The organism is Nocardioides bruguierae (assembly GCF_023656415.1).
Classification (GTDB): Bacteria; Actinomycetota; Actinomycetes; order Propionibacteriales; family Nocardioidaceae; genus Nocardioides; species Nocardioides bruguierae.
In genome coordinates this window covers 30,111-56,094 of sequence record NZ_JAMOIL010000030.1, presented here as the reverse complement: position 1 = coordinate 56,094, position 25,984 = coordinate 30,111, and the positions used below count along the sequence as shown (strand labels likewise).

The 25,984-nt window shown below is 73.8% G+C and carries 20 protein-coding genes; 15 read left to right on the top strand and 5 right to left on the bottom strand.

Annotation, left to right across the window (positions count from 1 at the left end; translation table 11 throughout):
- The 7 genes from infB to M8330_RS18225 all read left to right on the top strand — a co-directional run.
- Positions 1 to 2,492, top strand: a 2,492-nt coding sequence (gene infB / locus M8330_RS18255) for a translation initiation factor IF-2 (RefSeq protein WP_250828487.1), incomplete at its 5' end; no start/stop codon positions are given.
- Positions 2,493 to 2,603: 111 nt separating this feature from the next.
- On the top strand, positions 2,604 to 3,095 hold the full coding sequence (gene rbfA / locus M8330_RS18250) for a 30S ribosome-binding factor RbfA (protein ID WP_250828486.1): 492 nt from the start codon (positions 2,604 to 2,606) through the stop codon (positions 3,093 to 3,095).
- Position 3,096: 1 nt separating this feature from the next.
- Positions 3,097 to 4,026, top strand: coding sequence for a tRNA pseudouridine(55) synthase TruB (gene truB / locus M8330_RS18245; protein ID WP_250828485.1), 930 nt, complete (start codon positions 3,097 to 3,099; stop codon positions 4,024 to 4,026).
- A gap of 183 nt (positions 4,027 to 4,209) precedes the next feature.
- Positions 4,210 to 5,163 carry a sensor histidine kinase gene (locus M8330_RS18240; protein ID WP_250828484.1) on the top strand — a complete coding sequence of 318 codons (954 nt, stop codon included), beginning with the start codon at positions 4,210 to 4,212 and terminating at the stop codon, positions 5,161 to 5,163.
- On the top strand, positions 5,160 to 5,339 hold the full coding sequence (locus M8330_RS18235; protein ID WP_250828483.1) for a DUF1059 domain-containing protein: 180 nt from the start codon (positions 5,160 to 5,162) through the stop codon (positions 5,337 to 5,339). The genes M8330_RS18240 and M8330_RS18235 overlap by 4 nt, the downstream gene beginning before the upstream one ends.
- Before the next feature lie 75 nt (positions 5,340 to 5,414).
- The gene (locus M8330_RS18230) at positions 5,415 to 6,359 is read left to right on the top strand and encodes a bifunctional riboflavin kinase/FAD synthetase (protein WP_250056541.1); all 945 of its coding nucleotides are present in this window, start codon (positions 5,415 to 5,417) and stop codon (positions 6,357 to 6,359) included.
- The gene (locus tag M8330_RS18225) at positions 6,356 to 7,558 is read left to right on the top strand and encodes a hypothetical protein (protein ID WP_250828482.1); all 1,203 of its coding nucleotides are present in this window, start codon (positions 6,356 to 6,358) and stop codon (positions 7,556 to 7,558) included. Before M8330_RS18230 ends, M8330_RS18225 begins: the two co-directional genes overlap by 4 nt.
- 72 nt (positions 7,559 to 7,630) lie before the next feature.
- On the opposite strand, the gene M8330_RS18220 is transcribed toward M8330_RS18225, so the two are convergent.
- The 4 genes from M8330_RS18220 to M8330_RS18205 are packed head-to-tail and all read right to left on the bottom strand — an operon-like array spanning position 7,631 to position 11,721.
- A complete protein-coding gene (locus M8330_RS18220; RefSeq protein WP_250056529.1) occupies positions 7,631 to 7,888 on the bottom strand; it encodes an HPr family phosphocarrier protein in 258 nt (85 codons plus the stop codon).
- A 35-nt stretch (positions 7,889 to 7,923) separates the two neighbouring features.
- Complete coding sequence (locus M8330_RS18215; protein ID WP_250828481.1) at positions 7,924 to 9,996, bottom strand: PTS fructose transporter subunit IIABC; 2,073 nt, start codon at positions 9,994 to 9,996, stop codon at positions 7,924 to 7,926.
- Entirely contained in the window at positions 9,989 to 10,957 is a 969-nt protein-coding gene (locus tag M8330_RS18210; protein ID WP_250056525.1) for a 1-phosphofructokinase family hexose kinase, read from the bottom strand. The genes M8330_RS18215 and M8330_RS18210 overlap by 8 nt, the downstream gene beginning before the upstream one ends.
- Entirely contained in the window at positions 10,954 to 11,721 is a 768-nt protein-coding gene (locus M8330_RS18205; RefSeq protein WP_250828480.1) for a DeoR/GlpR family DNA-binding transcription regulator, read from the bottom strand. Before M8330_RS18205 ends, M8330_RS18210 begins: the two co-directional genes overlap by 4 nt.
- Positions 11,722 to 11,868: 147 nt before the next feature.
- Here M8330_RS18205 and ptsP point away from each other — a divergent pair, with 147 nt between their 5' ends.
- The 6 genes from ptsP to M8330_RS18175 all read left to right on the top strand — a co-directional run bounded on the left by ptsP (position 11,869) and on the right by M8330_RS18175 (position 22,452).
- The gene (ptsP, locus tag M8330_RS18200) at positions 11,869 to 13,536 is read left to right on the top strand and encodes a phosphoenolpyruvate--protein phosphotransferase (protein WP_250828479.1); all 1,668 of its coding nucleotides are present in this window, start codon (positions 11,869 to 11,871) and stop codon (positions 13,534 to 13,536) included.
- 140 nt (positions 13,537 to 13,676) lie between these two features.
- The gene (locus M8330_RS18195) at positions 13,677 to 13,922 is read left to right on the top strand and encodes a DUF6458 family protein (RefSeq protein WP_250056520.1); all 246 of its coding nucleotides are present in this window, start codon (positions 13,677 to 13,679) and stop codon (positions 13,920 to 13,922) included.
- A gap of 266 nt (positions 13,923 to 14,188) precedes the next feature.
- Complete coding sequence (rpsO, locus tag M8330_RS18190) at positions 14,189 to 14,464, top strand: 30S ribosomal protein S15 (protein ID WP_250056518.1); 276 nt, start codon at positions 14,189 to 14,191, stop codon at positions 14,462 to 14,464.
- Between the two features lie 306 nt (positions 14,465 to 14,770).
- The gene (locus tag M8330_RS18185; RefSeq protein ID WP_250056516.1) at positions 14,771 to 16,999 is read left to right on the top strand and encodes a polyribonucleotide nucleotidyltransferase; all 2,229 of its coding nucleotides are present in this window, start codon (positions 14,771 to 14,773) and stop codon (positions 16,997 to 16,999) included.
- 105 nt (positions 17,000 to 17,104) lie between these two features.
- Entirely contained in the window at positions 17,105 to 18,391 is a 1,287-nt protein-coding gene (locus tag M8330_RS18180; protein WP_250828478.1) for a M16 family metallopeptidase, read from the top strand.
- Positions 18,392 to 18,522: 131 nt separating this feature from the next.
- Positions 18,523 to 22,452, top strand: a complete 3,930-nt coding sequence (locus tag M8330_RS18175) for a hypothetical protein (protein ID WP_250828477.1) — start codon at positions 18,523 to 18,525, stop codon at positions 22,450 to 22,452.
- A gap of 115 nt (positions 22,453 to 22,567) precedes the next feature.
- Here the strand turns inward: M8330_RS18175 and M8330_RS18170 are convergent, their stop codons facing one another.
- A complete protein-coding gene (locus tag M8330_RS18170) occupies positions 22,568 to 23,083 on the bottom strand; it encodes a class I SAM-dependent methyltransferase (RefSeq protein ID WP_250056510.1) in 516 nt (171 codons plus the stop codon).
- 107 nt (positions 23,084 to 23,190) lie between these two features.
- Between M8330_RS18170 and dapB the strand changes: the two genes are divergently transcribed.
- Both dapB and M8330_RS18160 read left to right on the top strand, forming a co-directional pair.
- The gene (gene dapB / locus M8330_RS18165; RefSeq protein ID WP_250828476.1) at positions 23,191 to 23,976 is read left to right on the top strand and encodes a 4-hydroxy-tetrahydrodipicolinate reductase; all 786 of its coding nucleotides are present in this window, start codon (positions 23,191 to 23,193) and stop codon (positions 23,974 to 23,976) included.
- A gap of 178 nt (positions 23,977 to 24,154) precedes the next feature.
- On the top strand, positions 24,155 to 25,831 hold the full coding sequence (locus M8330_RS18160) for a M4 family metallopeptidase (RefSeq protein ID WP_250828475.1): 1,677 nt from the start codon (positions 24,155 to 24,157) through the stop codon (positions 25,829 to 25,831).
- Positions 25,832 to 25,984 lie beyond the last annotated feature (153 nt).

Below are 25,984 nucleotides of genomic sequence, written 5' to 3'. Positions count from 1 at the left end.
GTCCGGCCGGCCCCCGGCCGACCGGCGGCTCCCGCCCGTCCTCGGACGGCGGCTCCGCCCCGCGCCCCGGCGGCCCCCGCCCGGGCCCCCGCCCCGCTCCGCAGGCCCCCGCGGCCCGTGGTGGCTCCGGCAGCAAGCCCTCGGCCCCCCGCTCCGGCGGTGGCCGTGGTGGCGGCGCCCCGCGCCCCGGCAACAACCCGTTCGCCTCCAGCCAGGGCATGGGCCAGCGGCCCGCTCCCCGCCCGGCTGCTCCCGGCGGCAACGACCAGCAGCGTCCCCCGCGGCCGCCGGCCGGTCGTGACGGCTCCGCTCCCCGTCAGGGTGGCGGCGCTCCGGGCGTCCCCCGCCCGAACCCGGCGATGATGCCGAAGTCCCCGGCTGCCTTCGGCTCCGGTCCCGGCGCCCGCCCGGCCCCCGGCCGCGGTGGCGCTCCGGGCCGCGGTGGCGCCGGTGGCCGTGGTGGCGCCCCGGGTCGTCCGGGCGCCGGCGGCGGTGCTCCGGGTCGTCCCGGTGGCGGCGGCTTCGGCGGTCGTCCCGGTGGCGGTCGTCCCGGTGGTCGCGGCCAGACCCAGGGTGCCTTCGGTCGCCCCGGCGGTCCGTCGCGTCGTGGTCGCAAGTCGAAGCGGGCGCGTCGTCAGGAGTTCGAGGCCATGGAGGCCCCGACGATCGGCGGCGTGCGCGTCCGCAAGGGCAACGGGGAGACCGTGCGTCTCGCCCGTGGCGCCTCGCTGACCGACTTCGCGGAGAAGATCAACGTCGACGCCGCCCAGCTCGTGCAGATGCTCTTCAGCCTCGGCGAGATGGTCACCGCGACCGAGTCGGTCAACGACGAGACCCTCGAGCTGCTCGGTGAGGAGCTCAACTACGACGTCCAGGTCGTCTCCCCCGAGGACGAGGACCGTGAGCTGCTCGAGTCCTTCGACCTCGAGTTCGGCGAGGACGAGGGCGACGAGGACGACCTGGCCATCCGGCCCCCGGTGGTCACCGTCATGGGTCACGTCGACCACGGAAAGACCAAGCTCCTCGACGCGCTGCGCTCCGCGAACGTGGTCGACAAGGAGGCCGGTGGCATCACCCAGCACATCGGTGCCTACCAGGTCACGACCGAGGTCGACGGCAACGAGCGTCGCATCACCTTCATCGACACCCCGGGTCACGAGGCGTTCACCGCCATGCGTGCCCGTGGTGCGCAGGCCACCGACATCGCGATCCTCGTGGTCGCGGCGGACGACGGCGTGATGCCGCAGACCGTCGAGGCGCTCAACCACGCCAAGGCCGCGAACGTGCCGATCGTCGTGGCGGTCAACAAGGTCGACAAGCCCGAGGCGGACCCGACCAAGGTCCGCGGCCAGCTCACCGAGTACGGCCTGGTGCCCGAGGAGTACGGCGGCGACGTGATGTTCGTCGACGTCTCCGCGAAGTCCCAGCTCAACCTCGAGGGCCTGCTCGAGGCCGTCGTCCTCACGGCCGACGCCTCGCTCGACCTGCGTGCCAACCCGACCCAGGACGCCCAGGGTCTCGTGGTCGAGGCCCACCTCGACCGCGGTCGTGGCCCGACGGCCACCGTCCTGGTCCAGCGCGGCACCCTGCGGGTCGGCGACTCGATCGTCGCCGGTCCGGCCCACGGTCGCGTCCGCGCCATGCTCGACGAGTACGGCGAGAACATCGAGGAAGCGGACCCGTCCCGCCCCGCGATGGTGCTCGGCCTCAACGCCGTCCCCGGCGCCGGCCAGAACTTCATCGTGGTCGAGGACGACCGCATGGCTCGCCAGATCGCCGAGAAGCGCGAGGCCCGCGAGCGTGCTGCGATGCAGGCCAAGCGCCGCGTCCGCCGCACCCTCGAGGACTTCATGGCCTCCATGGAGAAGGGCGCGTCGCAGGACCTGAACCTGATCCTGAAGGGCGACGTGTCCGGCTCGGTCGAGGCCCTCGAGGACGCCCTGGCGAAGATCGACGTCGGCGACGAGGTCGGCATCCGGGTCATCGACCGCGGTGTCGGTGCGATCACCGAGACCAACGTCGACCTGGCCTCCGCCTCCGACGCCATCATCATCGGCTTCAACGTCCGCCCGCAGGGCAAGGTGACGGAGATGGCCGACAAGGAGGGCGTCGAGATCCGCTACTACTCGGTCATCTACCAGGCGATCGAGGAGATCGAGGCGGCGCTCAAGGGCATGCTCAAGCCGGAGTACGAGGAGGTCGCGCTCGGCCAGGCCGAGATCCGCGCGATCTTCCGGTCCTCCAAGATCGGCAACATCGCCGGCTGCATGGTCACCAGCGGTGTCATCCGACGCAACGCCAAGGTGCGCCTCATCCGCGACGGTGCCGTCGTGGTCGAGTCGGCCGACCTGGCGTCGCTGCGCCGAGAGAAGGACGACGCGTCCGAGGTCCGCGAGGGCTTCGAGTGCGGTCTGGTCCTGAAGAACTTCGGCGACATCAAGGAGGGCGACATCGTCGAGGCCTTCGAGATGCGGGAGATCCCCCGCGCCTGAGCACCACCCAGCAGTACCGCGTCCGGCGGCCCGGCCCCCTTCGGGTCGGGCCGCCGGCGCGTCCGCCCCGCTCACGTCGGCGGGGCGGCGGACACCTCGAGAGGAACCACCATGAGCAGCCCCCGCGTGCGCCGCATCGCCGACCGCATCCAGGTCATCGTCGCCGAGATGCTCGAGCGTCGGATCAAGGACCCGCGGCTCGGCTTCGTCACCGTGACCGACGTCCGGGTCTCCGGTGACACCCAGCAGGCCACCGTCTTCTACACCGTCCTCGGCAGCGTCGAGGACCAGCAGGCCCAGATGACCGCCAGCGCGCAGGCGCTGGAGTCCGCCAAGGGACTCATCCGCTCCGAGGTCGGCAAGCAGCTCGGCATGCGCCACGTCCCCAGCCTCACCTTCATCGCCGACGCGCTGCCGGAGACCGCCCGCCAGCTCGACGAGGTCCTGGCCCGCGCCAAGCAGCAGGACGAGGAGGTCGCCGCCCTGCGTGGCGACACCTACGCCGGCGAGTCCGACCCGTACAAGAAGCCCCGCGTCCGCGACGAGGACCTGGACGACGACTGGGACGCGCAGGACGACACCGACGACCGCGACGAGGACTGACGTGGCGGACGCCCCCCGTCCCACCCCCGTCCCCGGCCTCGTCGTCGTCGACAAGCCGGCCGGGATCACCTCCCACGCCGTCGTGGCGCGCGTGCGCCGCCTCGTGGGCACCCGCAAGGTCGGCCACGCCGGCACGCTCGACCCCATGGCCACGGGCGTGCTGGTGCTCGGTGTGGACCGTGCGACGCGCCTGCTCGGGCACCTGATGCTGACCGAGAAGGGCTACGACGCCACGGTCCGCCTCGGCGTCGCGACCACCACCGACGACGCCGAGGGCGAGGTCGTCGAGGCCGCCGGGCTCGGCGACGTCACCGAGGACGACGCCCGGGCCGCGCTCGCCGCGCAGACCGGCGACCTCCTGCAGGTGCCGACGGCCGTCTCGGCCATCAAGGTCGACGGCAAGCGCGCCTACCAGCGCGTGCGGGACGGCGAGGAGGTCGAGCTGAAGGCGCGCCCCGTCACCGTGCACGAGCTCACCACGGGCGAGGCGCGGACGGCCACCACCGAGGACGGCGTCCGGGTCCTCGACGTGGACGTGTCGCTGCGCTGCAGCTCCGGCACCTACGTCCGGGCCATCGCCCGCGACGCCGGCCGCGCACTGGGCACGGGCGGCCACCTCACCGCCCTGCGACGCACCGCCATCGGCCCGTACGCGCTGGCGCAGGCTCGCAGCCTCGAGGAGCTGGCGGACCTCGCCGAGGAGGGCGGGCCGGGCGCCGTCGTCCTGCCCATCGCGGAGGCGGCCCGCGCGGCGTTCGCCGCCGTCGACCTGGGCGAGGACGACGCCTCCGCCGTGCGGGTCGGACGACGGCTCACGATCGAGCTGGCCGGCCTGACCGCCCTCTTCGCGCCGGACGGCACCTTCCTGGCGCTCTACGAGCCTGACGCCGAGCAGCCGGGCACCGCCCGCCCCACCGCGGTCTTCGTCTGAGGCTCACGCGGGCTCCTGGATGGCCCGCCGAGGCCCGCGTCCGGCGGGCCCTGTCGCCGGTCGGCGTGCGGGACTAGTCCGATCGGGTCATGCCCGCGGATCGGTCGGTGCGAATGCCGCAGCGGGGGCGCCACGGGCCCTCCACCTCGCCTAACCTGCGACGGGGGAGAGAGGGAGTGACCCATGGCCGCGAGCGCCGTGCCGCACCCGGTCCTCGACGACCTGGGGTCGGCGCAGGACCTCCGGGTGCGTGCCGTGCTCGACGTGCTGGCCGGGCACCCCCGGGTCGCGGTCGCCGCGGCGCACGCCGTCGAGCCTGCGCTGCTCGACCGGTGGGTCACCGCGTTCGTGGAGGCCGGGGCGGCCCAGGTGACGAACCGCCCCCAGGGGGAGACCGCCCAGCAACGGGACCGCTTCCTCACGGTCTTCACCCACGGCCTGCGCTCCCCGCTGGCCGTCGCCCAGGCCTGGGTCGGCCTGCTCGGCGACCTCTCCGTCGATCCCGGCACCCGCGTCCGGGCCCTCGAGCGGCTCCAGCAGTCGCTGGACTCCCTCGCCGACCGCGTCTCCGAGGTCGAGCTGCTCACCGCGGCCATGCTGGGCCGGCTCGACCTCGACGCCCGCGAGGTCTCCGTCGGCCGGCTCGCCTCGGCCGTCACCCGGCCCGAGGACGTCGGCGGGGACGGGCCCTGGCTCCGGGTGTTCGTCGACCCGGTCCTCTTCATGCGCGTGCTGCGGGACCTGTGGTCCGCGGCCGCGACCACCCAGCCGCTGCCCCGACGCGTCTCGCTCGAGTCGCGGACCGTGGGCAGCTGGGTCGAGCTCCGCGTCGTGCGGAGCGGCGACCCCGTCGAACCCGAGACGGCTCGCTCCCTGTTCGAGCCGTTCAACACCGGGCACGGCGAGGCGGGCCTGACCGTCGGCCTCTACCTCGCCCGCGCGCTGACCGTCGTGCACGGCGGCACCCTCGGCCTCGAGCAGGACGAGGAACGTGCCGCCTTCTGGGTCCGCGTGCCCGCTCCCGGGAGCCTCCCGGAGCGCACGGTCGAGGAGCCGTCACCCACGGCTGCGACCCCACACCACACATCACCCCCCCACCCGGCCCACCAGGGCCACCACCACGAGGAGTCACCATGAAGTTCGAGCTCGCCTGCGGCGACGTCATGCCCGGCTGCCCGGCCACCTTCACCGACGAGACGCAGGACGGTCTCCTCGGCCAGGTCGCCGACCACGCCGCCCACGCACACGGCATCACCGCCATCACCCCCGAGGTGGCCGAGGCAGTCGGGGCCCAGATCCGGCGCGCGGGCTGAGACCCATCTCGCACCGGCGCGGCGTGCGCCCGGGCCACCCGGGAGGGCCCTCGGGCGCCCGCTAGGGTGGCGCCCGTGACGCTGTGGCGATCCCTGGACGAGCTGCCTGCTGACCTCGGCCGTACCGCCGTGGTCATCGGCAACTTCGACGGCGTGCACCTGGGGCACCGCCGAGTGCTGACGCGCGCGCGGGCGGTCGCCGACGAGCGCGGGCTCCGCCTGGTGGCGGTGACGTTCGACCCCCACCCGATGGCGGTGCTGCGGCCCGAGCACGCCCCCACCACGCTCACCGGCCTGGAGCAGCGGGCCGACCTCCTGCACGCGGCCGGCGCCGACGAGGTGGTCGCGCTGCCCTTCACCCGGGAGATGTCGGGCTGGACCCCGGAGGAGTTCGCCCGCCGCGTCCTCGTGGACGCGCTGCACGCCGCCGCCGTCGTCGTGGGTGCCAACTTCCGCTTCGGCCACCGGGCCGCGGGGGACGTGACGCTGCTGGCGCAGGTCGGCGCCGCGCACGACTTCACCGCCGAGGGCATCCCGCTGGACGGCGGCCCGCAGGTGTGGTCCTCGACCTACGTCCGCACCTGCCTGGTCACCGGGGACGTGGCCGGCGCCGGCGAGGCCCTGGGGCGGCCGCACGGCATCCTGGGCACCGTCGTCCGCGGCGACCAGCGGGGGCGCGAGCTGGGCTTCCCCACCGCCAACGTGCCCATCCCCGGCACCATCGCGGTGCCCGCCGACGGCGTCTACGCGGGCTGGCTGCGCCGCCTCGACGGGGCCGGCACCTGGCCGGCCGCGATCTCCGTCGGCACCAACCCGACCTTCGAGGGCGTGCGCGACCGCCGCGTCGAGTCCTACGTGCTCGACCAGACCGACCTGGACCTCTACGGCGCCCAGGTCGAGGTCACCTTCGTCGACCGCATCCGCGGCATGGTGGCCTTCGAGTCGGTGGAGACGCTGATCGAGCAGATGGACCACGACGTGGTTCGGACCCGGGAGATCCTGGGTATCGACCCGGCGTGACCCCGCCCGACGAGCACGACGCCGCCGAGGGCCCGCCGCCCGTCGGCGGCAAGGACGAGCCCTCTCCCACCGAGCCCTCTCCCACCGAGCCCGCCCCCACCGAGCCCCTGGCGACCGCGGGCACGGCCCGCCCGCGACTGCGCCGTCGCCGCCGCGAGGAGGACGCGCCGCAGAGCGTGGAGGAGACGCTGGCCGCCGCCGACAAGTGGTTCGACGGGCACGGCCTGCCCTACTTCGTGCCCGAGCGGCGAGCCCAGGTGCGCGAGGGCCTCTCGCCGCGCCGCACGCTGCCCCGCCTCGGGGTGGCCGTGGGCGTCTCCGCCGCCCTGGGGGTGCTGCTGGCGGTGCTCACCGACCAGGTCAGCGCCGCCCCGGCCCTGGTCGTGGCCAGCGTGGTCGCCGGCGGGCTCTGGTACGCCCTGACCACCCTCCAGGCCGGTCCGGTGGTGCGCTGGGCTGGCACCCGGACGCTGGGCAACGTGCGGCACCTGCTGCCGCAGCTGACCCGGGCGCTCCCGCTGCTGCTGGTCTTCGTCACGTTCCTGTTCATCAACGCCGAGGTCTGGCAGCTGTCCGCGTCGCTGGCCGGGGGAGCGCTGTGGCTGACCCTCGTCCTGTTCGTGGCCCTGGCCATCGGCTTCCTGGTGGTGCGGCTCCCCGAGGAGGTCGACCGTCTCGACGACGCCGTCGACGAGGACTTCCTCAGGCGCGCCTGCGAGGGCACCCCGCTCGCGGGTGCCTGCCGCGACCTGCTCGCGCGGCGCCGGGAGGGGAGCGAGGGGACGGCCGCCGACCCGGTCGCCCGGGCCCAGGTCTCGGGCTACGAGCGCACCAACCTCGTGCTGTTCCTCGTCATCCTCCAGGCCGGGCAGCTGCTGCTGCTCTCCGCGCTGGTCACCGTGTTCTTCCTGCTGTTCGGTGTCATCACCATGGACCCGACCGTGCAGGAGACCTGGACGGCCTCCGACGTGACTGCGCTGCCGCTGCTGAGCAACCTGAGCGTGGCGCTGGTGAAGGTCTCCCTCTTCCTGGGCTCCTTCTCCTTCCTCTACCTGGCTGTCTCCACCGTCACCGACGAGAGCTACCGCAGCCAGCTGCTCGGCCTCGTGGTGCGCGAGCTTGAGCGCGCCGTGGGCCTGCGGGCGGTCTACCTGGCGCTGCGCGGACGCGGTGACGAGCCGCCCCCGACCACCGACTGAGCGCCCCACGCACCCAGACGCCGACGGCCCCCGGAGCAGCTGCTCCGGGGGCCGTCGGCGGTGCGGGGACGCTCAGGCGTCGAGGTCCTTGGCGACGAGCGCCGCGATGGTCTCGACGTCGGCGTCGTTCTCGCCGGAGACCTCGACCTGGTCGCCGCAGGCGGCACCGAGGGTCATGATCAGCAGCGCGGAGCTGGCGTCGACGGGCTCGTCGCCGGGGACGGCGAGGAAGACCTCGGAGTCGAGCTCGCCGGCCGCCTCGGCGATGAGACCGGCGGGGCGGGCGTGCAGGCCGACGGAGGACCCGACGGTGACGGTGGTGGAAGCCATGTGTTTCTCCTAGCGGTGGGTCGGGGAGCGGGTGCTCAGGCGGCGGCGGTGTCGCGGCCGAGCGACTTGAGGAAGACGACCATGGCGGCGGACACGAGCGTGCCCACGGCCAGGGCGATGAGGAAGCCGAGGATGTTGCTGACGGCGAAGAGCACGAAGATGCCGCCGTGCGGGGCCCGGACGCCGACCGAGAGCGCCTCGGCGAGACCGCCGGCCACGGCGGAGCCGAGCATGATGGACGGGATGACCCGCAGCGGGTCGGCCGCGGCGAACGGGATGGCCCCCTCGGTGATGAACGAGGCTCCCAGGAGCCACGCGGCCTTGCCGTTCTCGCGCTCCGCGGCGTTGAACAACCTGGGACGGAGAACGGTCGCCAGGGCCAGACCCAGCGGGGGGACCATGCCCGCGATCATCACGGCGGCCATGAGCTTCAGCTCGGGCGCGCCGTTTGCGAGGGTGGCGGCGCCACCGATGCCGGCGACGGCCACGGAGTAGGCGACCTTGTTCAGCGGGCCGCCCATGTCGAACGCCATCATCAGGCCGACCACGACGCCGAGCAGCACGGCGCTGCCCGTGCCCATCGAGTTCAGGCCGTCGGTGAGACGGTCCATCACCCAGCCGAGCGGCCGGTTGACGACAGCGATCATCAAGAAGCCGACCACGAGGCTGGTCACCAGCGGGATCACCAGGACCGGCATCAGACCGCGCAGCCAGGCGGGCGTCCGGCGCGTCGCCAGGTAGTGGGCCAGCAGACCGGCGAGCACACCGCCGACGATGGCACCGAGGTAGCCCGACGCCGGGGCACCCAATCCGTCGGCGTTGGCGACACCGAAGACGTTGGCGGCCAGACCACCGGCGACGAAGCCGGGGGCGATGCCGGGGCGGTCGGCGATCGCGTAGGCGATGTAGCCGGCCAGCGCCGGGATGAAGAAGACGAACGCCGTCTTGCCGAGAACGAAGAAGAGCGCGCCGAGGTAGGCCATGAGGCCGGAGTCCAGGAGCACGTGCTCCAGTCCCAGGGCCGACGGATCCGGCAGCTGGAACAGCGTGTTGTCGACCATGATCGTGCCGTAGGCGTTCGTGATGTCGTAGCCGCCGAGCAGGAAGCCCAGCGCGATCAGCAGACCACCGGCCGCGACGAACGGGATCATGTAGGAGACACCGGTCATCAGGACTCGGCGGACCCGCTGGCCCCAGGTCTCCTCGAGGGCGCCACCGGTGCTCGCGCTCTCCCCGGACGCTGCCTCGACCGTGGGGGCGTTCGGGTCGCCGGCGTTGCGCAGCGCCTCGGCGATCATCGCGTCCGCGTCGTCGATGGCGCGCTTGACGCCGGAGGAGACGACGGGCTTGCCGGCGAAGCGGGCGCGGTCGCGCACTCCGACGTCCACGGCGAAGATGACGGCGGAGGCCTGCTCGATCACCTGCGGGTCCAGCGGCGTGGAGCCGGCCGAGCCCTGGGTCTCGACCTGGAGCTCGACGCCGGCCTTGCGGGCGGCTGCCTCCAGGGCCTCGGCGGCCATGTAGGTGTGCGCGATGCCGGTCGGGCAGGCGGTGACGGCCACCAGGGAGCCGGCAGCGGCGGGCGCCTCGGGGGCGGCCGACGAGGAAGCCGCGGGGGCAGCCGAGGAGGCAGCCGGGGCAGCGGCAGCCGCGGGAGCAGGGGAGACCACGTCCATGATCGCGGCCGCGGCGGCCTCCGGGGTCGCCGCCTCGCGCAGCGCGGTGGTGAAGTCGGGCTTCACCAGGGCACGCGCGAGCTTGGTCAGCAGCTGGAGGTGCGTGGCCTCGCCGCCGTCGGGCGCGGCGATGAGGAAGACGAGGTCGGCCGCCCCGTCCTTGGCGCCGAAGTCGACCGTCGGCTGGAGACGGGCGAAGGCGAGCGTCGGCTCGCTCACGCCGGCCGTGCGGCAGTGCGGGATCGCGATCCCGCCGTTGAGTCCTGTCGGCGAGGTCGTCTCACGGGCCAGCGCATCCTCTGCCAGCCGGTCCACGTCGACCGCGCGTCCGGCCTCACCGACGACGCGGGCCAGGGCCCGGATGACGTCGGTCTTCTCTCCACCCAGGTCGGCGTCGAGCCGCACCAGGGTCGGGGTGATCAGGTCAGACATGGTTGCTCTCCTGGGTGGTGAACAGCTCCCGCACGGGGACGAGGTCCGGGTGGACCTGCTCCGGCCGCGGGATGGTGGTGCCGGGGAGTCCGGCGGCCGCGCTGCCGTAGGCGACGGCGAGCGCGAGTCGGTGGGCCGGGTCGAGACCGCGCAGGTCGCCCAGCAGGTAGCCGAAGAGGCTGGAGTCGCCGGCACCGACGGTCGAGACGACCGTGGTGGGCGGGGGAGCGGCGTGCCAGGAGCCCTCGGGCGTCACGAGCACGGCACCGTGCCCGCCCAGCGTGGCCAGCACGGTCCGCACGCCGCCGTCCAGCAGCGTGCGCGCGGCCGCCGCGGCGGCCTCGGGGTCGGCCTCCAGGGTGGCGGCGTCGCCACCGGTGAACTGGGCCAGCTCCTCGCCGTTCGGCTTCATCAGGTCGGGGGCGCCTGGGCCCGGGAGCCCGGCCACGAGGGCCACCAGCGGCTCGTCGGAGGTGTCGACGGCGACGCGGCACCCGCGCTCGCGCAGGCGGGCCACGACGTCGCGGTACCAGGACGCCGGGGTCGCCGGCGGCAGCGAGCCCGCGAGCACCACCCAGCCGCCCGGGCCCGACGCGCCCTCCAGGGCGGTCACGAGCGCGTCCAGCAGGGCGGGCGTGGCCGGCGCGCCGGCGCTGTTGAGCTTGGTGGTGGTGCCGTCGGGCTCGGTGACCGCGATGTTGGTGCGCGGGGCGGGGCCCGGCACGGGGCGGGCGTCGATGCCGGCGGCCAGCAGCTCGGTCACGAACGGGTCCTCGGCCGGCGCCGGGAAGACGGCGACGGTGGGCACCCCGGCGCTGACGCACGCCCGGGAGATGTTCACGCCCTTGCCGCCGGCCTGGGAGGCCGAGCCGGTCAGCCGCAGCACGGCACCCCGCTCCAGCGGGCCCGCCAGGCTCACCGTGCGGTCCGTGCTCGGGTTCGGGGTCAGGGTGACGATCATGCGCGCACCACCTCCAGGTCGGTCGCGGTGAAGGCGTCGAGCAGGCCGGGGTCGGCCGTCGCGTCGGTCACGAGCGTGTCCACGTCCTCCAGCGAGGCGAAGCGGACGGTGGCCTCCACGCCCAGCTTCGAGGCGTCCGCGAGGACGACGACGCGGCGCGCGGCCGCCACGAGGGCCCGCTTGGCCGCGGCCTCCTCCGGGTCGGGCGTGGAGAGTCCGTGGGTCAGGGAGATGCCGTTGGTGCCCACGAGCGCGACGTCGACCCGCAGCTGCTCGAGGGCGCTGACGGTGTCGGGCCCCACGGCGGCCTGCGTGGTGCCGCGCACGCGGCCGGGCAGCAGGTGCAGCTCGACGGCCGGGTGGCCGGCCAGGCGTGAGGCCACGGAGACGGAGTGGGTGAAGACCGAGACCCGCAGGTCCCGCGGGATGTGCGCGGCGATCCGGGCGGTGGTCGAGCCGGCGTCGACGAGGAGCGTGCCACCGCTGGGCGGCAGCAGGTCCACGGTCGCCGCGGCGATCCGGTCCTTCTCGTCCGTGCGGGCCAGGTCGCGCTCGGAGAGCGCGGCCTCCATCACCGCCAGCGAGGACGCGGGCACGGCACCCCCGTGGACGCGGCGCAGCAGCCCCATCCGCTCCAGGGTGGAGAGGTCGCGTCGCACGGTCTCCGTCGTCACGTCGTAGGCCTCCGCGAGCGCGGCGACCGACAGGCGGCCGCGCTCGGCGACCAGCCGGGCCATGGCCTGCTGACGTTCCTCGGCGTACACGGTGGCGGTCCTCCTCGTCCCTCGTCCCGGGCCCCTCGCCGGGGCCGCGTCGGCGCCGACCTGTGTCGCCGGTCACCTTCTGTGTTTGTGTTGTTTTATGCCCGATCTTGTTTGACTGTCAAGTGGCACGAGGTCTAACTTGTGAGCATGCTCACCGTCACCGGCACCCCGGTCGTGCCCGGACTGGCCCACGGCCCGGTCCTGTGCGTCCGTACCGAGATCAGCCCCGCCGCCGTCGCCGCCTTCGAGGCGCGGCCCGCCCTCGACGAGGAGGCGGCGCTCGCGGCCTACGACGAGGCCGTCGGCCAGGTGGCCGCGGGCTTCGAGCGCCGCGCGGCCGAGGGCTCCGGCGCGGCAGCCGAGGTGCTCACCGCGAGCGCCGGCCTGGCGCGGGACAAGGGCCTGCGCAGCGCGGTGCGCAAGCACCTGCGCGCGGGGACGCCGCTGCTGGCGGCGCTGCACGCGGCCGTCGAGCAGTTCGCCGGCGTCTTCGAGCAGATGGGCGGCCTCATGGCCGAGCGCGTCACGGACCTGCGCGACATCGAGCGTCGGGCCACGGCCCGCCTGGTGGGGGAGTCCGAGCCCGGCGTCCCCGTGCCCGAGGTGCCCTCCGTCCTGGTCGCCGAGGACCTGGCACCGGCCGACACCGCCGGGCTCGACCCGCGCCTCGTGGTCGCGCTGGTCACCGAGCGTGGCGGGCCCACCAGCCACACCGCGATCATCGCCCGGCAGCTGGGCCTGCCGTGCGTCGTCGGCGCCACCCGCGCGGGCGACCTCGAGGAGGGCGTGCGCGTGCTCGTGGACGGCGCCACCGGCGTCGTCGAGGTCGAGCCGGACGCGGACGAGGCGGCGGCCCGCGTGGCCCGCGACGCCGCGCTGCGCGCCGAGGTCGAGGGCTGGCGCGGCCCCGGCGCCACGGCCGACGGGCTGCCGGTCAAGCTGCTCGCCAACGTCGCGGACGGCGACTCCGCCGCGCGCGCGGCGCAGGCCCCGGTGCAGGGGGTCGGCCTCTTCCGCACCGAGCTGAGCTTCCTCAACCGCAGCGAGGAGCCGTCGGTGGAGGAGCAGACCGAGATCTACGCCTCGGTGCTGCGGCCCTTCGCCGACGCCGGCCACGTCGTCGTCCGCACCCTGGACGCCGGGTCGGACAAGCCGATCGCCTTCGCCACGCACGCCGGGGAGGAGAACCCCGCCCTCGGCGTGCGCGGCCTGCGCCTGGCGTTCGACAACCCCGGCCTGCTCGAGCGCCAGCTGGACGGGATCGCCGCGGCCGCGAGCGAGACCGGCGTCGAGACCTGGGTGATGGCGCCGATGGTCGCCACCGTGGCCGAGGCTCGCGACTTCGCCGAGCAGGTCCGCGCCCGCGGGCTCAAGCCCGGCGTGATGGTCGAGGTCCCCTCGGCCGCGCTGCTGGCCCACCGCATGCTCGAGGTCGTCGACTTCCTCTCGATCGGCACCAACGACCTGACCCAGTACACGATGGCCGCCGACCGGATGGCCACCGACCTGGCGCACCTCACCGACCCGTGGCAGCCGGCCGTCCTCCAGCTCATCGCGATCACCGCCCACGCGGGCACCCAGGCCGGCAAGCCGGTCGGCGTCTGCGGCGAGGCCGCGGCGGACCCGCTGCTCGCCTGCGCCCTCGTGGGGATGGGCGTGACCTCGCTGTCGATGGCCGCCGCCGCCGTCCGCGCCGTGGGCTCCCAGGTGGGGCGCGTGACCCAGCGGCAGTGCGAGGAGGCTGCCGAGGCGGCCCTGTCCGCCGACGACCCGGCGGGCGCCCGGGAGGCCGTGCGCGGCGTGCTGCTTGGCTGACGCGCCGACCTGAGGAGACCTCTTACCCGAAGGGGTGGGTGGAGGGCCTCCCGCGCGGGGAACCGTCCCGGCAGGCAGGCACCGTCGGTGCCGCCCCGGCGCGTGAGAGGCACGCGCCCCTCACGGAAGGACTGTTCACCATGGGTTACGGACTCGGAGCTCTCCTCGTCGCCGTCGGGCTGATCCTGGCGCTGGCCGTGCAGGACTCGATCAGCGGTGTCGACACCACGATGATCGGCTGGATCCTGACCGTGGTCGGCCTGGTCGTCCTCGGCCTCACCGCGTTCACGCTGAACAAGAGCCGCGGCACCGCCACCACCGCGACCACCACGCACGCCGACGGCACCCAGACCACCACCGAGCGCGCCACCACCACCGACGTCTGAGGCGCACCCCGCCGACGACCGCTCGGGCCCGGACCGGACCGGGCCCGAGGACCGGACCGCCCTCCCCGACCCGCGGACGGGTGGTCCGTCACGTGCGGGGGAACATGTGGGGGAGCGTCCGGGGGAGCCCGGCACGATTTCGGGCTCACCCCGCACGGCGATAGTCTTCTCCGGTTGCCGTCTAACGGCCGCGGACCAGTAGTGCCCGGGTGAACAGGCCCCGGCGCGCCGCGCAACGATCGCCCCCAGGGCGGAAGGAGACTCGCATGTCGGTCGGTACCGATGTTGAGACCAAGAAGAAGATCATCGCCGAGTACGCCACCACCGAGGGCGACACCGGCTCCCCCGAGGTCCAGGTCGCGCTGCTCACGCACCGCATCTCCCACCTCACCGAGCACCTCAAGCAGCACAAGCACGACCACCACAGCCGTCGTGGCCTGCTGCTCCTCGTCGGCCAGCGTCGCCGTCTGCTCAACTACCTGAACAAGACGGACATCAACCGCTACCGCTCGCTCATCGAGCGCCTCGGCCTGCGTCGTTGATCCTCCGCCTCTGAGGCGGACCAGGAGCGGTCGCCCGGACCTCCGGGCGGCCGCTCCGCCGCATTCGAAGGCCCAGGGACTAGGCTGGCCCACGGCGCCGCACCCGCCGGGTGCCGCCCGCGCACTCGCTGCGCACAACAGAACACGCACCACCCACCAGGAGCGACCCGCACGCCTGTGCCCGGTCCTCGGTAGTGGCCTTCAGCAGCGCCGGCGCGAGCCGCCGCGGCTGCGGGCCTCGATCGAAGACCGGCGAGTAGAAGCGGGACGCAGCGGTTTGCTCCGCGACACCGACAAGGACCACTCTTGACCGAGTCCACCACGGCTGAGCCCGTGATCTCCGCCGTCGAGACCGTCATCGACAACGGCTCGTTCGGCACCCGTACCGTCAAGTTCGAGACCGGCCTGCTGGCCCGTCAGGCCGCCGGCTCCGTCACGGCCTACCTCGACGACGAGACGATGCTGCTCTCGGCGACCACCGCCTCCAAGCAGCCGAAGGACCACTTCGACTTCTTCCCCCTCACCATCGACGTCGAGGAGCGGATGTACGCCGCGGGTCGCATCCCCGGCTCGTTCTTCCGTCGCGAGGGTCGTCCGTCCGAGGACGCCATCCTCACCTGCCGCCTGATCGACCGGCCGCTGCGCCCGACCTTCAAGAAGGGTCTGCGCAACGAGGTCCAGGTCGTCATCACGGTCATGGCCCTCGAGCCCGACACCCCCTACGACGTCCTCGCGATCAACGCGGCCTCGATGTCGACCCAGCTCTCCGGCCTGCCGTTCTCCGGCCCGGTCGGCGGCGTGCGCGTCGCCCTCATCGACGGCCAGTGGGTCGGCTTCCCGACGCACTCCCAGCTCGAGAACGCCGTCTTCGACATGGTCATCGCCGGCCGCGTCACCGAGACCGGCGACGTCGCCATCATGATGGTCGAGGCCGAGTCCACCGAGCAGACCTGGGACCTCGTCCAGGGCGGCGTCCAGGCGCCGACCGAGGAGATCGTCGCGGGCGGCATGGACGCCGCGAAGGTCTTCATCAAGCAGCTGTGCGAGGCCCAGATGGAGCTCGCCAAGCAGGCCGCGAAGCCCGTCGCCGACTTCCCCGTCTTCCTCGACTACGCCGACGACGTCTACGCCGCCGTCTCCGCCGCCGTCTCCGAGAAGACCGCTGCCGCCCTCACCATCGGGCCGAAGCAGGAGCGCGAGGAGAAGCTCGACGAGATCAAGGCCGAGGTCCTCGAGACCCTCGGTGGTCAGTTCGAGGGCCGCGAGAAGGAGCTCGGCGCCGCGTTCCGCTCCCTCAACAAGGAGCTGGTCCGCCAGCGCGTGCTGCGCGACAAGGTCCGCATCGACGGCCGCGGCCTGGCCGACATCCGCCCGCTGCACGCCGAGGTCGGCGTGATCCCGCGCGTGCACGGCTCGGCCCTGTTCGAGCGTGGCGAGACCCAGATCCTGGGCGTCACCACCCTCAACATGCTGACCATGGTGCAGAAGCTCGACACGCTCTCCCCGGAGACCGAGCGTCGCTACCTGCACAACTACAACTTCCCGCCGTACTCCACCGGCGAGACCGGCCGCGTCGGCTCCCCGAAGCGCCGCGAGATCGGCCACGGCGCCCTCGCGGGCCGCGCGCTGATGCCCGTCCTCCCCACCAAGGAGGAGTTCCCCTACGCCATCCGCCAGGTGTCGGAGGCCATGGGCTCCAACGGCTCCACCTCGATGGGCTCGGTCTGCGCCTCGACGATGTCGCTGCTCCAGGCCGGCGTGCCGCTGCGCGCCCCCGTCGCGGGCATCGCGATGGGCCTCATCTCCGGTGAGGTCGACGGCCAGACCCAGTACGTGGCGCTGACCGACATCCTCGGCGCCGAGGACGCGTTCGGCGACATGGACTTCAAGGTCGCCGGCACCTCCGAGTTCGTCACCGCCCTCCAGCTCGACACCAAGCTGGACGGCATTCCGGCCGAGGTCCTCGCCGCCGCGCTGACCCAGGCCAAGGACGCCCGCCTGGCGATCCTCGACGTGATGTCCGAGGCCATCACGGTCCCCGAGGAGATGTCGGTCCACGCGCCGCGCATCATCACCGTCAAGGTCCCGGTCGACAAGATCGGCGAGGTCATCGGCCCCAAGGGCAAGGTGATCAACCAGATCCAGGACGACACGGGCGCGACGCTCTCGATCGAGGACGACGGCACCGTCTACATCGGTGCCACCAACGGCGAGGCCGCCGAGGCCGCCCGCGCCGCCGTCAACGCGATCGCCAACCCGACGATGCCCGAGGTCGGCGAGCGCTACCTCGGCACCGTCGTCAAGACGACCAACTTCGGTGCGTTCGTCTCGCTCATGCCCGGCAAGGACGGCCTGCTGCACATCAGCAAGCTGCGTGGCCTGGCCGGCGGCAAGCGCGTCGAGTCCGTCGAGGACGTCGTCTCCGTGGGCCAGAAGGTCCAGGTCCAGATCGCCGAGATCGACGACCGCGGCAAGCTCTCCCTGATCCCCGTGGTCGAGGAGGACGCCGCCGAGGAGACCTCCGACTCGGAGTGATCCCACGGCCTCACCGCCCACGCCGGCGGTGAGGTCCCCGCAGCACCCCGCGCCCCGCCCGGCCTCCGGGCGGGGCGCGGTTCGTCTCCCCGAAAGGTCCCCGCAGTGAGCACCCCCGCCCCCGTCGACACCCACGGCCTCACCGGCCTCGTGCGCCGCACCCTCCTGCCCGGGGGGCTGCGCGTGGTGACCGAGCAGATGGCCGGCGTCCGCTCGGCCAGCATCGGCGTGTGGGTCAACGTCGGCTCCGCGGACGAGGACGACGTGCTGCACGGCTGCAGCCACTTCCTCGAGCACCTGCTGTTCAAGGGCACGGCGCGGCGCTCGGCGCTGGACATCAGCGTCGCGCTGGACGAGGTGGGCGGCGAGTTCAACGCCTTCACCGCCAAGGAGCTGACCTGCTTCCACGCCCGGGTGCTGGACGACGACCTCCCGCTGGCCGTGGACGTGCTCGGCGACATGCTCACGGGGTCCCTGATCGAGTCGGTCGACGTGGAGGCCGAGCGCGACGTGATCCTCGACGAGATCGCCATGCACGACGACGACCCCGACGACGTCGTCCACGACCTGTTCGCCGAGCTCGCCTGGGGCGCGGGCACCGCCCTGGGCCGGGGGATCGCCGGCACCGAGGAGTCCATCTCCGCCCTCACCCGGGACCAGGTGGAGCGCTTCTACCGCACGCACTACCGCCCGGCGACCACCGTGGTGGCGGTCGCGGGCAACGTGGAGCACGACGCCGTGGTCGAGCTCGTCGCCCGCGCCTTCGAGGGCTACGGCCCCGGCGGCGAGGAGGCTCCGGTCAGCCGACTGCACACCGGAGCCGACGTGGCGGTGCGCGGTGGCCTGGCGACGGTGGAGCGGCCCTTCGAGCAGGTGAACCTCGTGCTCGGTGCCGAGGGCCTGCGGCGTGACCACCCCGACCGGTTCGCCCTGGGGGCGCTCACCACCGCGCTGGGCGGTGGCACCTCGAGCCGCCTCTTCCAGGAGGTCCGCGAGCGTCGTGGCCTGGCCTACTCCGTCTACTCCTTCTCCAGCCACCACGCCGACTCCGGCCTGGTGGGCATCGGCCTGGGCTGCCTGCCGCAGCGCCTGGACGCGTCGCTGGAGGTCGTGCGCGAGGAGCTGGCGAAGGTCGTCGAGGGCGGGCTGACCGAGGAGGAGCTGCGCCGTGGGCGCGGGCAGCTGCGCGGCGGGCTCGTGCTCGGTCTGGAGGACTCCGGCTCGCGCATGTCCCGGCTCGGCAAGTCCGAGCTCGTCCACGAGGCCTACCTCCCGGTCGAGGAGGTGCTGACCCGGATCGAGACCGTCACCACCGAGGATGTCGCCCGGGTCGCCCGCGACGTGCTGAGCAACCCCGAGATCCTTGCCGTGGTGGGGCCTGCTGCGCGCTGAGACGATCCCCTGAGGGGGGCGTGCACAACATCTTCACAAGCGTTTGCTCGATTTTTGCCCCGTGAGGGCTCAACCCGACTCAGAAGCCCCTGGCCTGCGCCGATCCGGTCCCAGACGACCAGGAGGCCAGGATGGACGAGACCACCAGCAGGTGGCACGCCACCGGCGCCGACGCGGGGGACGCCCCCGCCGGTGAGCCGGACGAGGCGCGGCACCGCGCGACGCGGCGTCCCCGCCTCGTCCCGGCGCTGAACCCGTTCCGCACCGGTGGGCGGCGCGCCCGTCGGGGCGGCGCGGACGTGCCTCCCGCCGCGCGGGCCTCCCGGCAGGCCGTCGGGTCCCTGCTGGCCGTCGGGCTGGCCGTCGCGGTGCTGGGCGGCTCGCTGACCGCCGTGACCCGGGCCGGCCTGCCGACGCCCGAGCCCGTGCAGGTGACCCCCGCCGCCGCGACCTCGTGCCCCTCGGCCGTGAGCCTGGTCAACGGCGACTTCGAGAAGCCCGTCCTGGCCGCCGGCGACCTCGTCATCACCCACGAGAGCAACGTGCCCGGGTGGCTCACCACGGCCTCCGACCACGCGATCGAGATCTGGAACGACGGCCACGAGGGCTACCGCAGCGCCCAGGGCAAGCAGTGGGCGGAGCTGAACGCCAACATGGTCTCCTCGCTCTACCAGGACGTGACCACCACCCCGGGCCAGACCCTGCGCTGGGAGCTGCTGCACGCGGGCCGCCTCGGCACCGACACGATGGCGGTCAAGATCGGTCCTCCCGGAGGCGAGCTCCAGCAGGCCCAGTTCAGCGACCCGCAGGCCTGGGGCGAGCACAGCGGGGTCTACACGGTGCCCGCCGGGCAGACGACGACCCGCTTCGCGTTCGTCTCGGTCTCCGCCGCCGGCGGCAACACCAGCATCGGCAACTTCCTCGACGCCATCTCCTTCGGCACCGCGCCGTGCCTGACCAGCACGCTCACCGCCGACACCCCCGCCGGCGACGGGACCGCCCACGTCGGCGACGTCGTCACCTACCGGCTGACGACCACCAACAACGGCGGCAACCCCGCGGACGACGTGTGGTTCGAGAACGCGCTGCCGGCGGGCACCACCTACGTCCCCGGGTCGCTGCGCGTGACCACCAGCACCGGCACCACCGCGATCAGCGACGCCTCCGGCGACGACGCCGGGGAGTACCTCTCCGCGCAGGGCAAGGTCCGCGTCCGGCTGGGCACGGGCGCGACCAGCGCGGCGGGCGGCACCCTCGCACCCGGCGCCTCGCGGGTGGTGACCTACCAGGCCCGCGTGGGCACCGCCGGGGCGGGCACCACCGTGACCGACGACGTCGACGTCACCTTCTACGACGACCTCACCGCGGGCACCCTCGTCTCCACGACGGGGGAGGCCGCCGTCGTGGTGGCCCCGGCCGCGGACCTGACGGCAGCGCTGAGCCGCAGCGGGGCCGCCGTCGCCGGCACCACCGGCACGTGGCTGCTCCAGGTGGGCAACGACGGACCCAACGACGCCGGCGCGGTCACCGCCACCGTGACGGTGCCCGGGTCGCTCGGTGCCGTCACGGCCGCCACGCCCGGCGGCACCTGCACCGTGGTCCCTGGCACCCCGACCCAGGTCACGTGCACCTGGGCCGGCCTGCCGGCAGGGGAGACCCGCACCGTGACGCTCACCGGGGACATGGCGCCCGGCGCGGCCGCCGGCAGCTCGCTGGCCTTCTCCGCCGGCGTCGCGGGCGACGTGGACGAGATCGACACGGGCGACAACGTGGCCGCGCACACCTCGGTGGTCTCGACGGTGGCGGACCTGGGCGTCCTGCTCGCGGTCAGCCCCGACCCGGGGGTGGCCGGCGACGACGTCACCTACACCGCCACGGTCACCAGCACCGGGCCCTCGGTGGCCCGCGGGGTGCAGCTCACCATGCCGGTGCCCACCGGCTCCGTCTTCGTCTCGGCGTCCGTGCCCGGTGGCACCTGCGCCCTCGACGGGACCTCCACGGTGGTCTGCACGCTGCCCGACCTGGCAGCGGGGGACTCCCTCGACGTCGACGTCGTGCTCACCCTCGACCCGGCCGGCAGCGGCGCGGTCGACGGTGCGGTCGCCGTCAACGCGACGACGTCGGACCCCGACGCCTCCGACAACACCGCCGCGGTCTCCGCCGCCGGGTCCACCGAGGCGGACGTCTCGGTCGTGCTCGACATCGCCGCCACCGTCGCCCGTCCCGGCGACAGCGTGCCGTTCACCCTCACGGTCCGCAACGACGGCCCGTCGGTGGCCCGCGACGTCTCGTTCACCACCCTGGTGCCGGCCGGCATCACCATCGTCCGGCCCGCCAGCCCGTTCTGCACCCCGTCGGCCTGCACCATCCCCCTGCTGGGGGTGGGCGACGAGATCGTCATCGCCGGCACCGCCGACATCGACGTCGACGCCGCGAGCGGCCCGGGCGTCTCGAGCACCACCGCGATCGCCAGCACGCCCGACCCCGACGTCTCCGACAACACCGACTCCGTGGCCTTCGAGGTGTTCCTCGACAGCGACCTGGCGGTCAGCCAGTCGCTGACCGGCCCCGGGGGCGCCGCCGACACCGTCTCCGGTCGCGCCCTGGGCATCACCACGTCGGTGGAGAACGTCGGGGCCACGCGCGCCGAGGACGTGGTCCTGAGGGTGCCCGTGCCCGCAGGTCACCCCGTGCCCACGGTGACGGACGACGGCGGGGGCTCGTGCTCGTTCGTCGGCACCGTGACCGGTGGGCTCGCCCTCAGCGGCGGCACCGTCGTGTGCCAGGCCGCGCAGGTCGCCGCCGGTGACACCTGGACCGTCGTCCTCGCCTCGAGCGTGCCCGCCTGGTTCGACGGCGCCTGGATGGACGGCTCGGCGAGCGTGGCCACCGACTCCGACAGCACTCCCGGCAACGACCAGGCGCTGACGACGATCGCCGTCAGCCAGGTCGCCGACCTCGCGGTCGCGCAGAGCGTGCCCACGGGGGACCAGGAGACGGGCTCGACGGTCGAGGTCACCGTGACCGTGACCAACGCCGGCCCCTCCGACGCCCACGACGTCGTGCTCGTGGAGCAGACGGGGCCGGGCATCGTGGTCACCGGTGGCACGGCGGACGTCGGCAGCACCGACCCTGCGAGCGGGGACTGGACGATCCCGCACCTGGCGGTCGGCGAGACCGCCACGGCCACGATGACGCTGACGGGCTGGGTGCCCGGCACGTACGACACCGTCGTCGAGATCGCCACCAGCGACGTCATCGACCCCGACGGCTCCAACGACCGCTCCACGGCCTCGCTCACCTGGGTCGCCCCGGTGGTGGTGACCCCCACCGTGACGGTCACGGCCACCGAGACCGCGACCGAGACCGCCACCGCCACCGCCACGGTGACGGAGACGGCGAGCGCGACCGCCACGACCACCGAGACGGCGACCGCGACTGCCACGACCACCGCTACCGCTACCGCCACGACGACGGAGACCGCCACGGAGACCGCCACCGCTACCGCCACGACGACGGAGACCGCCACCGCGACCGAGACAACCACGGAGACCGCGACGGCCACGGAGACGGCCTTCGCGACCGCCTGGGCCACCGTGACCCGGGCACCGGGCGGGCGTGCGACCGTCGTCCTCCCCGGCACGACGCGGACCGTGACGGTCACCGAGCAGGCCGCCGCCCCCCGGGCCGCCACCCGCACCGTGACCGACGTGCGGACCGTGGTGGTCACCGAGACGGCGCGGCCCGGTCGTCCGACCGCGACCGTGACCGTGACCGAGCGCGCCGGGGGACGGTCGGCGACCAGCGTGGCCCTCGACGGCACGCGCCTGAGCACCGAGCACGAGGGCTGCTGGTGCGACGAGGGCTGGGACGAGGACGCAGGCTGGTGGACGAACCTCTGGCACTGGTTCTGGTGCCACTGGTGGTGGCTCTTGCTGCTGGCGGTGCTGCTGGGCGTGCTCGCCGTGGCTCGCGAGCGGCACCGACGCCGCCGCGCCGAGCGCCTCCTCGAGGAGGAGCAGACCAGCACCGGGGACCAGGACCGGCCGCACGGGTCCTAGCCGGCGCGCAGCAGCCCCACGCCACGCACGACGCCCCGCCTCCCGGACCGGGAGGCGGGGCGTCGCGCGTGCGCCTGGATGCCGCGGAGGCGCGCCGCGAGGCGTGGGGCTGCGCTCAGCGGCGACCGATGACGCCCACGCAGGCGGGCACCTTGCGCTGGACGACCTGGGTGCGGAACCCGGCCGCGGTCAGCACGGCGCTGGTCTTCTCGACCATCTCGGGCACCTGCTCGGGACGGGTCGCCTCGAAGTAGACGTAGATGGCGCCGCCGGGCAGGAGCCGCTCGTGCAGGAGCGCCACCTCGTCCGCGCAGTCGCGGACCCAGAACAGGTTCACGTTGAACGCGTAAACCTTGGTGAGGCGCTTGACCGGGACGCGCAGGGTGGCGAGGTCGATCTGGCGCACGGTCAGCCGACCGGCCTCCAGGAACCGGGCGCAGCGGCGCTTGGTGCGGTCCACGCCCGACTCGGAGCGGTCGATGGCGAACAGCTTGCCGGTCTCGAGCCGGGTGCAGATCATCTCGGCCCCATAGCCGGGGCCGCAGCCGATCTCGAGCACGTGGTCGTCCGGCTGGACGTCCATGAGGTCCACCGACCAGCGGATCCGGGCAGGGATCGTCTGCAGCACCATGGGACCAAGATTGCCAGAAGTCCTCCACGGCTCGCCCGTCAGGTCGGCAGATCTCATCCGCGTGTGCGGTGTGCAGCACGTCCGCACCGGTGTGGAACGCTGGGGGCGTGGACTCCGACCAGGCCGCCCCGTCCAGCACCTCCTCGCGCCCGCGCGTGGCCGTCCTCGGCGCACGCGGACGCCTCGGGTCGGCCATCTGCGCGGCCCTGCGCGAGTCCGCGGAGGTCGACCTCGTCGCCGAGCTGGGCTCCGCCGACGACCTGGGCGCGCTGCTCGAGCGGCAGGCCGAGGTGGTCGTCGACGTGACGACCCCCGACGCCGTCATGGCGAACCTCGAGTTCTGCGTCGGCCACGGCCTGCACGCCGTCGTCGGCACCACCGGCTTCGACGCCGAGCGCGTGGCCACCCTCGAGACCTGGCTGGCCGACGCGCCCGGCGTGGGCGTGCTGCTCGCCCCGAACTTCTCCGTCGGCGCGGTGCTGATGATGCGGTTCGCCGCCCAGGCCGCCCGCTTCTACGAGTCGGTCGAGATCGTCGAGCTGCACCACCCCGGCAAGGCCGACGCGCCCTCCGGCACGGCCCGGCGCACCGCCGAGCTGGTGGCCGCGGCCCGGCGCGAGGCGGGCTGCCCGCCGGTGCCGGACGCGACCACCTCGGAGCTCCCCGGCGCCCGCGGGGCGGACGTGGACGGCATCCGGGTCCACGGCCTGCGCATCCGCGGCATGGTCGCGCACCAGGAGGTCGTCCTCGGCGCCGAGGGGGAGACCCTCACCATCAGGCACGACTCCCTCGACCGGTCCTCCTTCGTGCCCGGCGTGCTGGCCGGCGTCCGGGCCGTGCCCACCCGCCCCGGTCTCACGATCGGGCTCGAGCACGTCCTCGACCTCGACTGAGGCCGTCCGCCCGGGTGACCCGGGTGGCCCGGGCGGCCAGGGGAGGTTCGCAGGTTCCTGCGATGCAAGGACCTGCAGGCGCTGGGTGCTTCCGTCAACCGTCGTGACGCTGAGACGGTCCTGACCTCCGGCGCCGTCTCGGGTGCGCCGGGGACGACCCAGTGAGAGAAGGACCCCCATGCAGCACCACCACGACCGACCGCACGCACGGCTCGGCCTGGCAGCGGCCGCCGTCCTGGCCCTCGGCGCCGTCGCCGCGAGCACCGTGCCCGGCACCGCCCAGGCGGCGGGCTCCGGCACGGACGCCGCCGACCGTCCGGGCTCGGGCCAGGTCTCGGGCCAGGTCTCGGCCGACCGCGCCGCCGACGTCGTCTCGCAGGTGCTCGAGCACCGACGCGTGGCCAAGGTCAGCCGCGGCACCGCCTTCGAGGTCAGCGACACGGTGCTGGACCCCGACGGCTCCGCGCACGTCCGCATGACCCGCACCTACCGCGGGCTGCCGGTGCTCGGCGGCGACGTGGTCGCCCACGAGACCGCGCAGGGCGCGTGGGCCGGGCTCTCCCGCACCCTCGGCGCCAAGGTCACCGTCGCCACCACCCCGGACGTGGCCCGCGCCGCCGCCCGCAGCACCGCCGCGGCACCGAGCAAGGACGTGCGTGGCATCGACGGCCTCGAGGCCCAGGGCCCCACCCGCCTCGTGGTCGACGCGCTGGCCGGCGCGCCCACCCTCGCCTGGGAGGTCACCACCGTCGGCACCCAGGCCGACGGCACCCCCAGCCGCCTGCTCACCTACGTCGACGCCGACACCGGCCAGGTGCTGCGCCGCGAGGAGACCATCCAGACGATCGACGGCGAGGGCGAGACCCTCTACGGCGGCACCGTGCCGCTGGACGTCACCGCCACCGGCTCGGGCTACGAGATGCGCGACGCCACCCGCGGCGGCAGCTACACCACGGACATGGACGGGGCCACCGACTCCTACGCCTGCCAGCTGCTCGGGATGCGCTGCGACGACGGCACGATCGTCACCTCGCCGACCACCTCCTTCGGCGACGGCACCAACGCCGACCCCGACACCGCGGCTGCCGACGCCCAGTACGGCACGGACGTCACCTGGGACTACTACCTCGAGGTCCACGGCCGCGAGGGCATCTTCGGCGACGGCTCCGGCTCCTTCAACCGCGTCCACTACGGCAGCAACTACGTCAACGCCTTCTGGGACGGCGAGAAGATGACCTACGGCGACGGTGACGGCTCCTCCTACGGCCCGCTGGTCTCCCTCGACGTGGCCGGGCACGAGATGAGCCACGGCGTCACCGAGCACACCGCGAACCTCACCTACTCCGGGGAGTCCGGCGGCCTGAACGAGGCGACCAGCGACATCTTCGGGACGATGGTGGAGTTCTACGCGAACAACACCGAGGACGCCGCCGACTACCTGATCGGCGAGGAGTTCGACCTGGCCTCGGGCGAGGGGCTGCGCCGCATGGACGACCCGGCCAGCGACGGCTCCTCGCAGTCCTGCTGGTCCTCGTCCACCGCGAACGTGGACGTCCACTACTCCTCCGGCGTGGGCAACCACTTCTTCTACCTGCTCGCCGAGGGCTCGGGGGCCAAGGTGATCGGTGGCGTGCAGCACGACAGCCCCACCTGCGACGGCTCCACCGTCACCGGCATCGGTCGCGACGCCGCGGCCGACATCTGGTTCCGTGCCCTCACCGTCTACATGACCTCGGGCACCGACTACTCGGGCGCCCGCGACGCCACCCTCGCCGCGGCGGCCGACCTGTACGGCGCCGGCAGCACGGAGGAGACCGCTGTCGCCGCCGCCTGGGACGCGGTGGACGTGGCCTGACGGCCCCTCCCCGCACCGCTCGTCCGGGGGCAGCTCACCCCACCGACGCCGCTCCCGGACGTGCGCAGCCACCGGCCCGCAGCATCCGCCCCCTTCTCCCCGGGGCCGCTGCGGGCCGGTGGTCTGCCTGCCTCGGGGCCTCGCGTGGCCGCC

Bases quoted from the DNA above. Each gene is read 5' to 3' on its own strand.
- M8330_RS18195 (WP_250056520.1), top strand. From the start codon at position 13,677: ATGGGTTACGGACTCGGAGCTCTCCTCGTCGCCGTCGGGCTGATCCTG.
- rpsO (WP_250056518.1), top strand. From the start codon at position 14,189: ATGTCGGTCGGTACCGATGTTGAGACCAAGAAGAAGATCATCGCCGAG.
- ptsP (WP_250828479.1), top strand. From the start codon at position 11,869: ATGCTCACCGTCACCGGCACCCCGGTCGTGCCCGGACTGGCCCACGGC.
- M8330_RS18170 (WP_250056510.1), bottom strand. From the start codon at position 23,083: ATGGTGCTGCAGACGATCCCTGCCCGGATCCGCTGGTCGGTGGACCTC.
- M8330_RS18235 (WP_250828483.1), top strand. From the start codon at position 5,160: ATGAAGTTCGAGCTCGCCTGCGGCGACGTCATGCCCGGCTGCCCGGCC.
- M8330_RS18175 (WP_250828477.1), top strand. From the start codon at position 18,523: ATGGACGAGACCACCAGCAGGTGGCACGCCACCGGCGCCGACGCGGGG.
- M8330_RS18210 (WP_250056525.1), bottom strand. From the start codon at position 10,957: ATGATCGTCACCCTGACCCCGAACCCGAGCACGGACCGCACGGTGAGC.
- M8330_RS18215 (WP_250828481.1), bottom strand. From the start codon at position 9,996: ATGTCTGACCTGATCACCCCGACCCTGGTGCGGCTCGACGCCGACCTG.
- rbfA (WP_250828486.1), top strand. From the start codon at position 2,604: ATGAGCAGCCCCCGCGTGCGCCGCATCGCCGACCGCATCCAGGTCATC.
- M8330_RS18240 (WP_250828484.1), top strand. From the start codon at position 4,210: ATGGCCGCGAGCGCCGTGCCGCACCCGGTCCTCGACGACCTGGGGTCG.
- M8330_RS18160 (WP_250828475.1), top strand. From the start codon at position 24,155: ATGCAGCACCACCACGACCGACCGCACGCACGGCTCGGCCTGGCAGCG.
- M8330_RS18220 (WP_250056529.1), bottom strand. From the start codon at position 7,888: ATGGCTTCCACCACCGTCACCGTCGGGTCCTCCGTCGGCCTGCACGCC.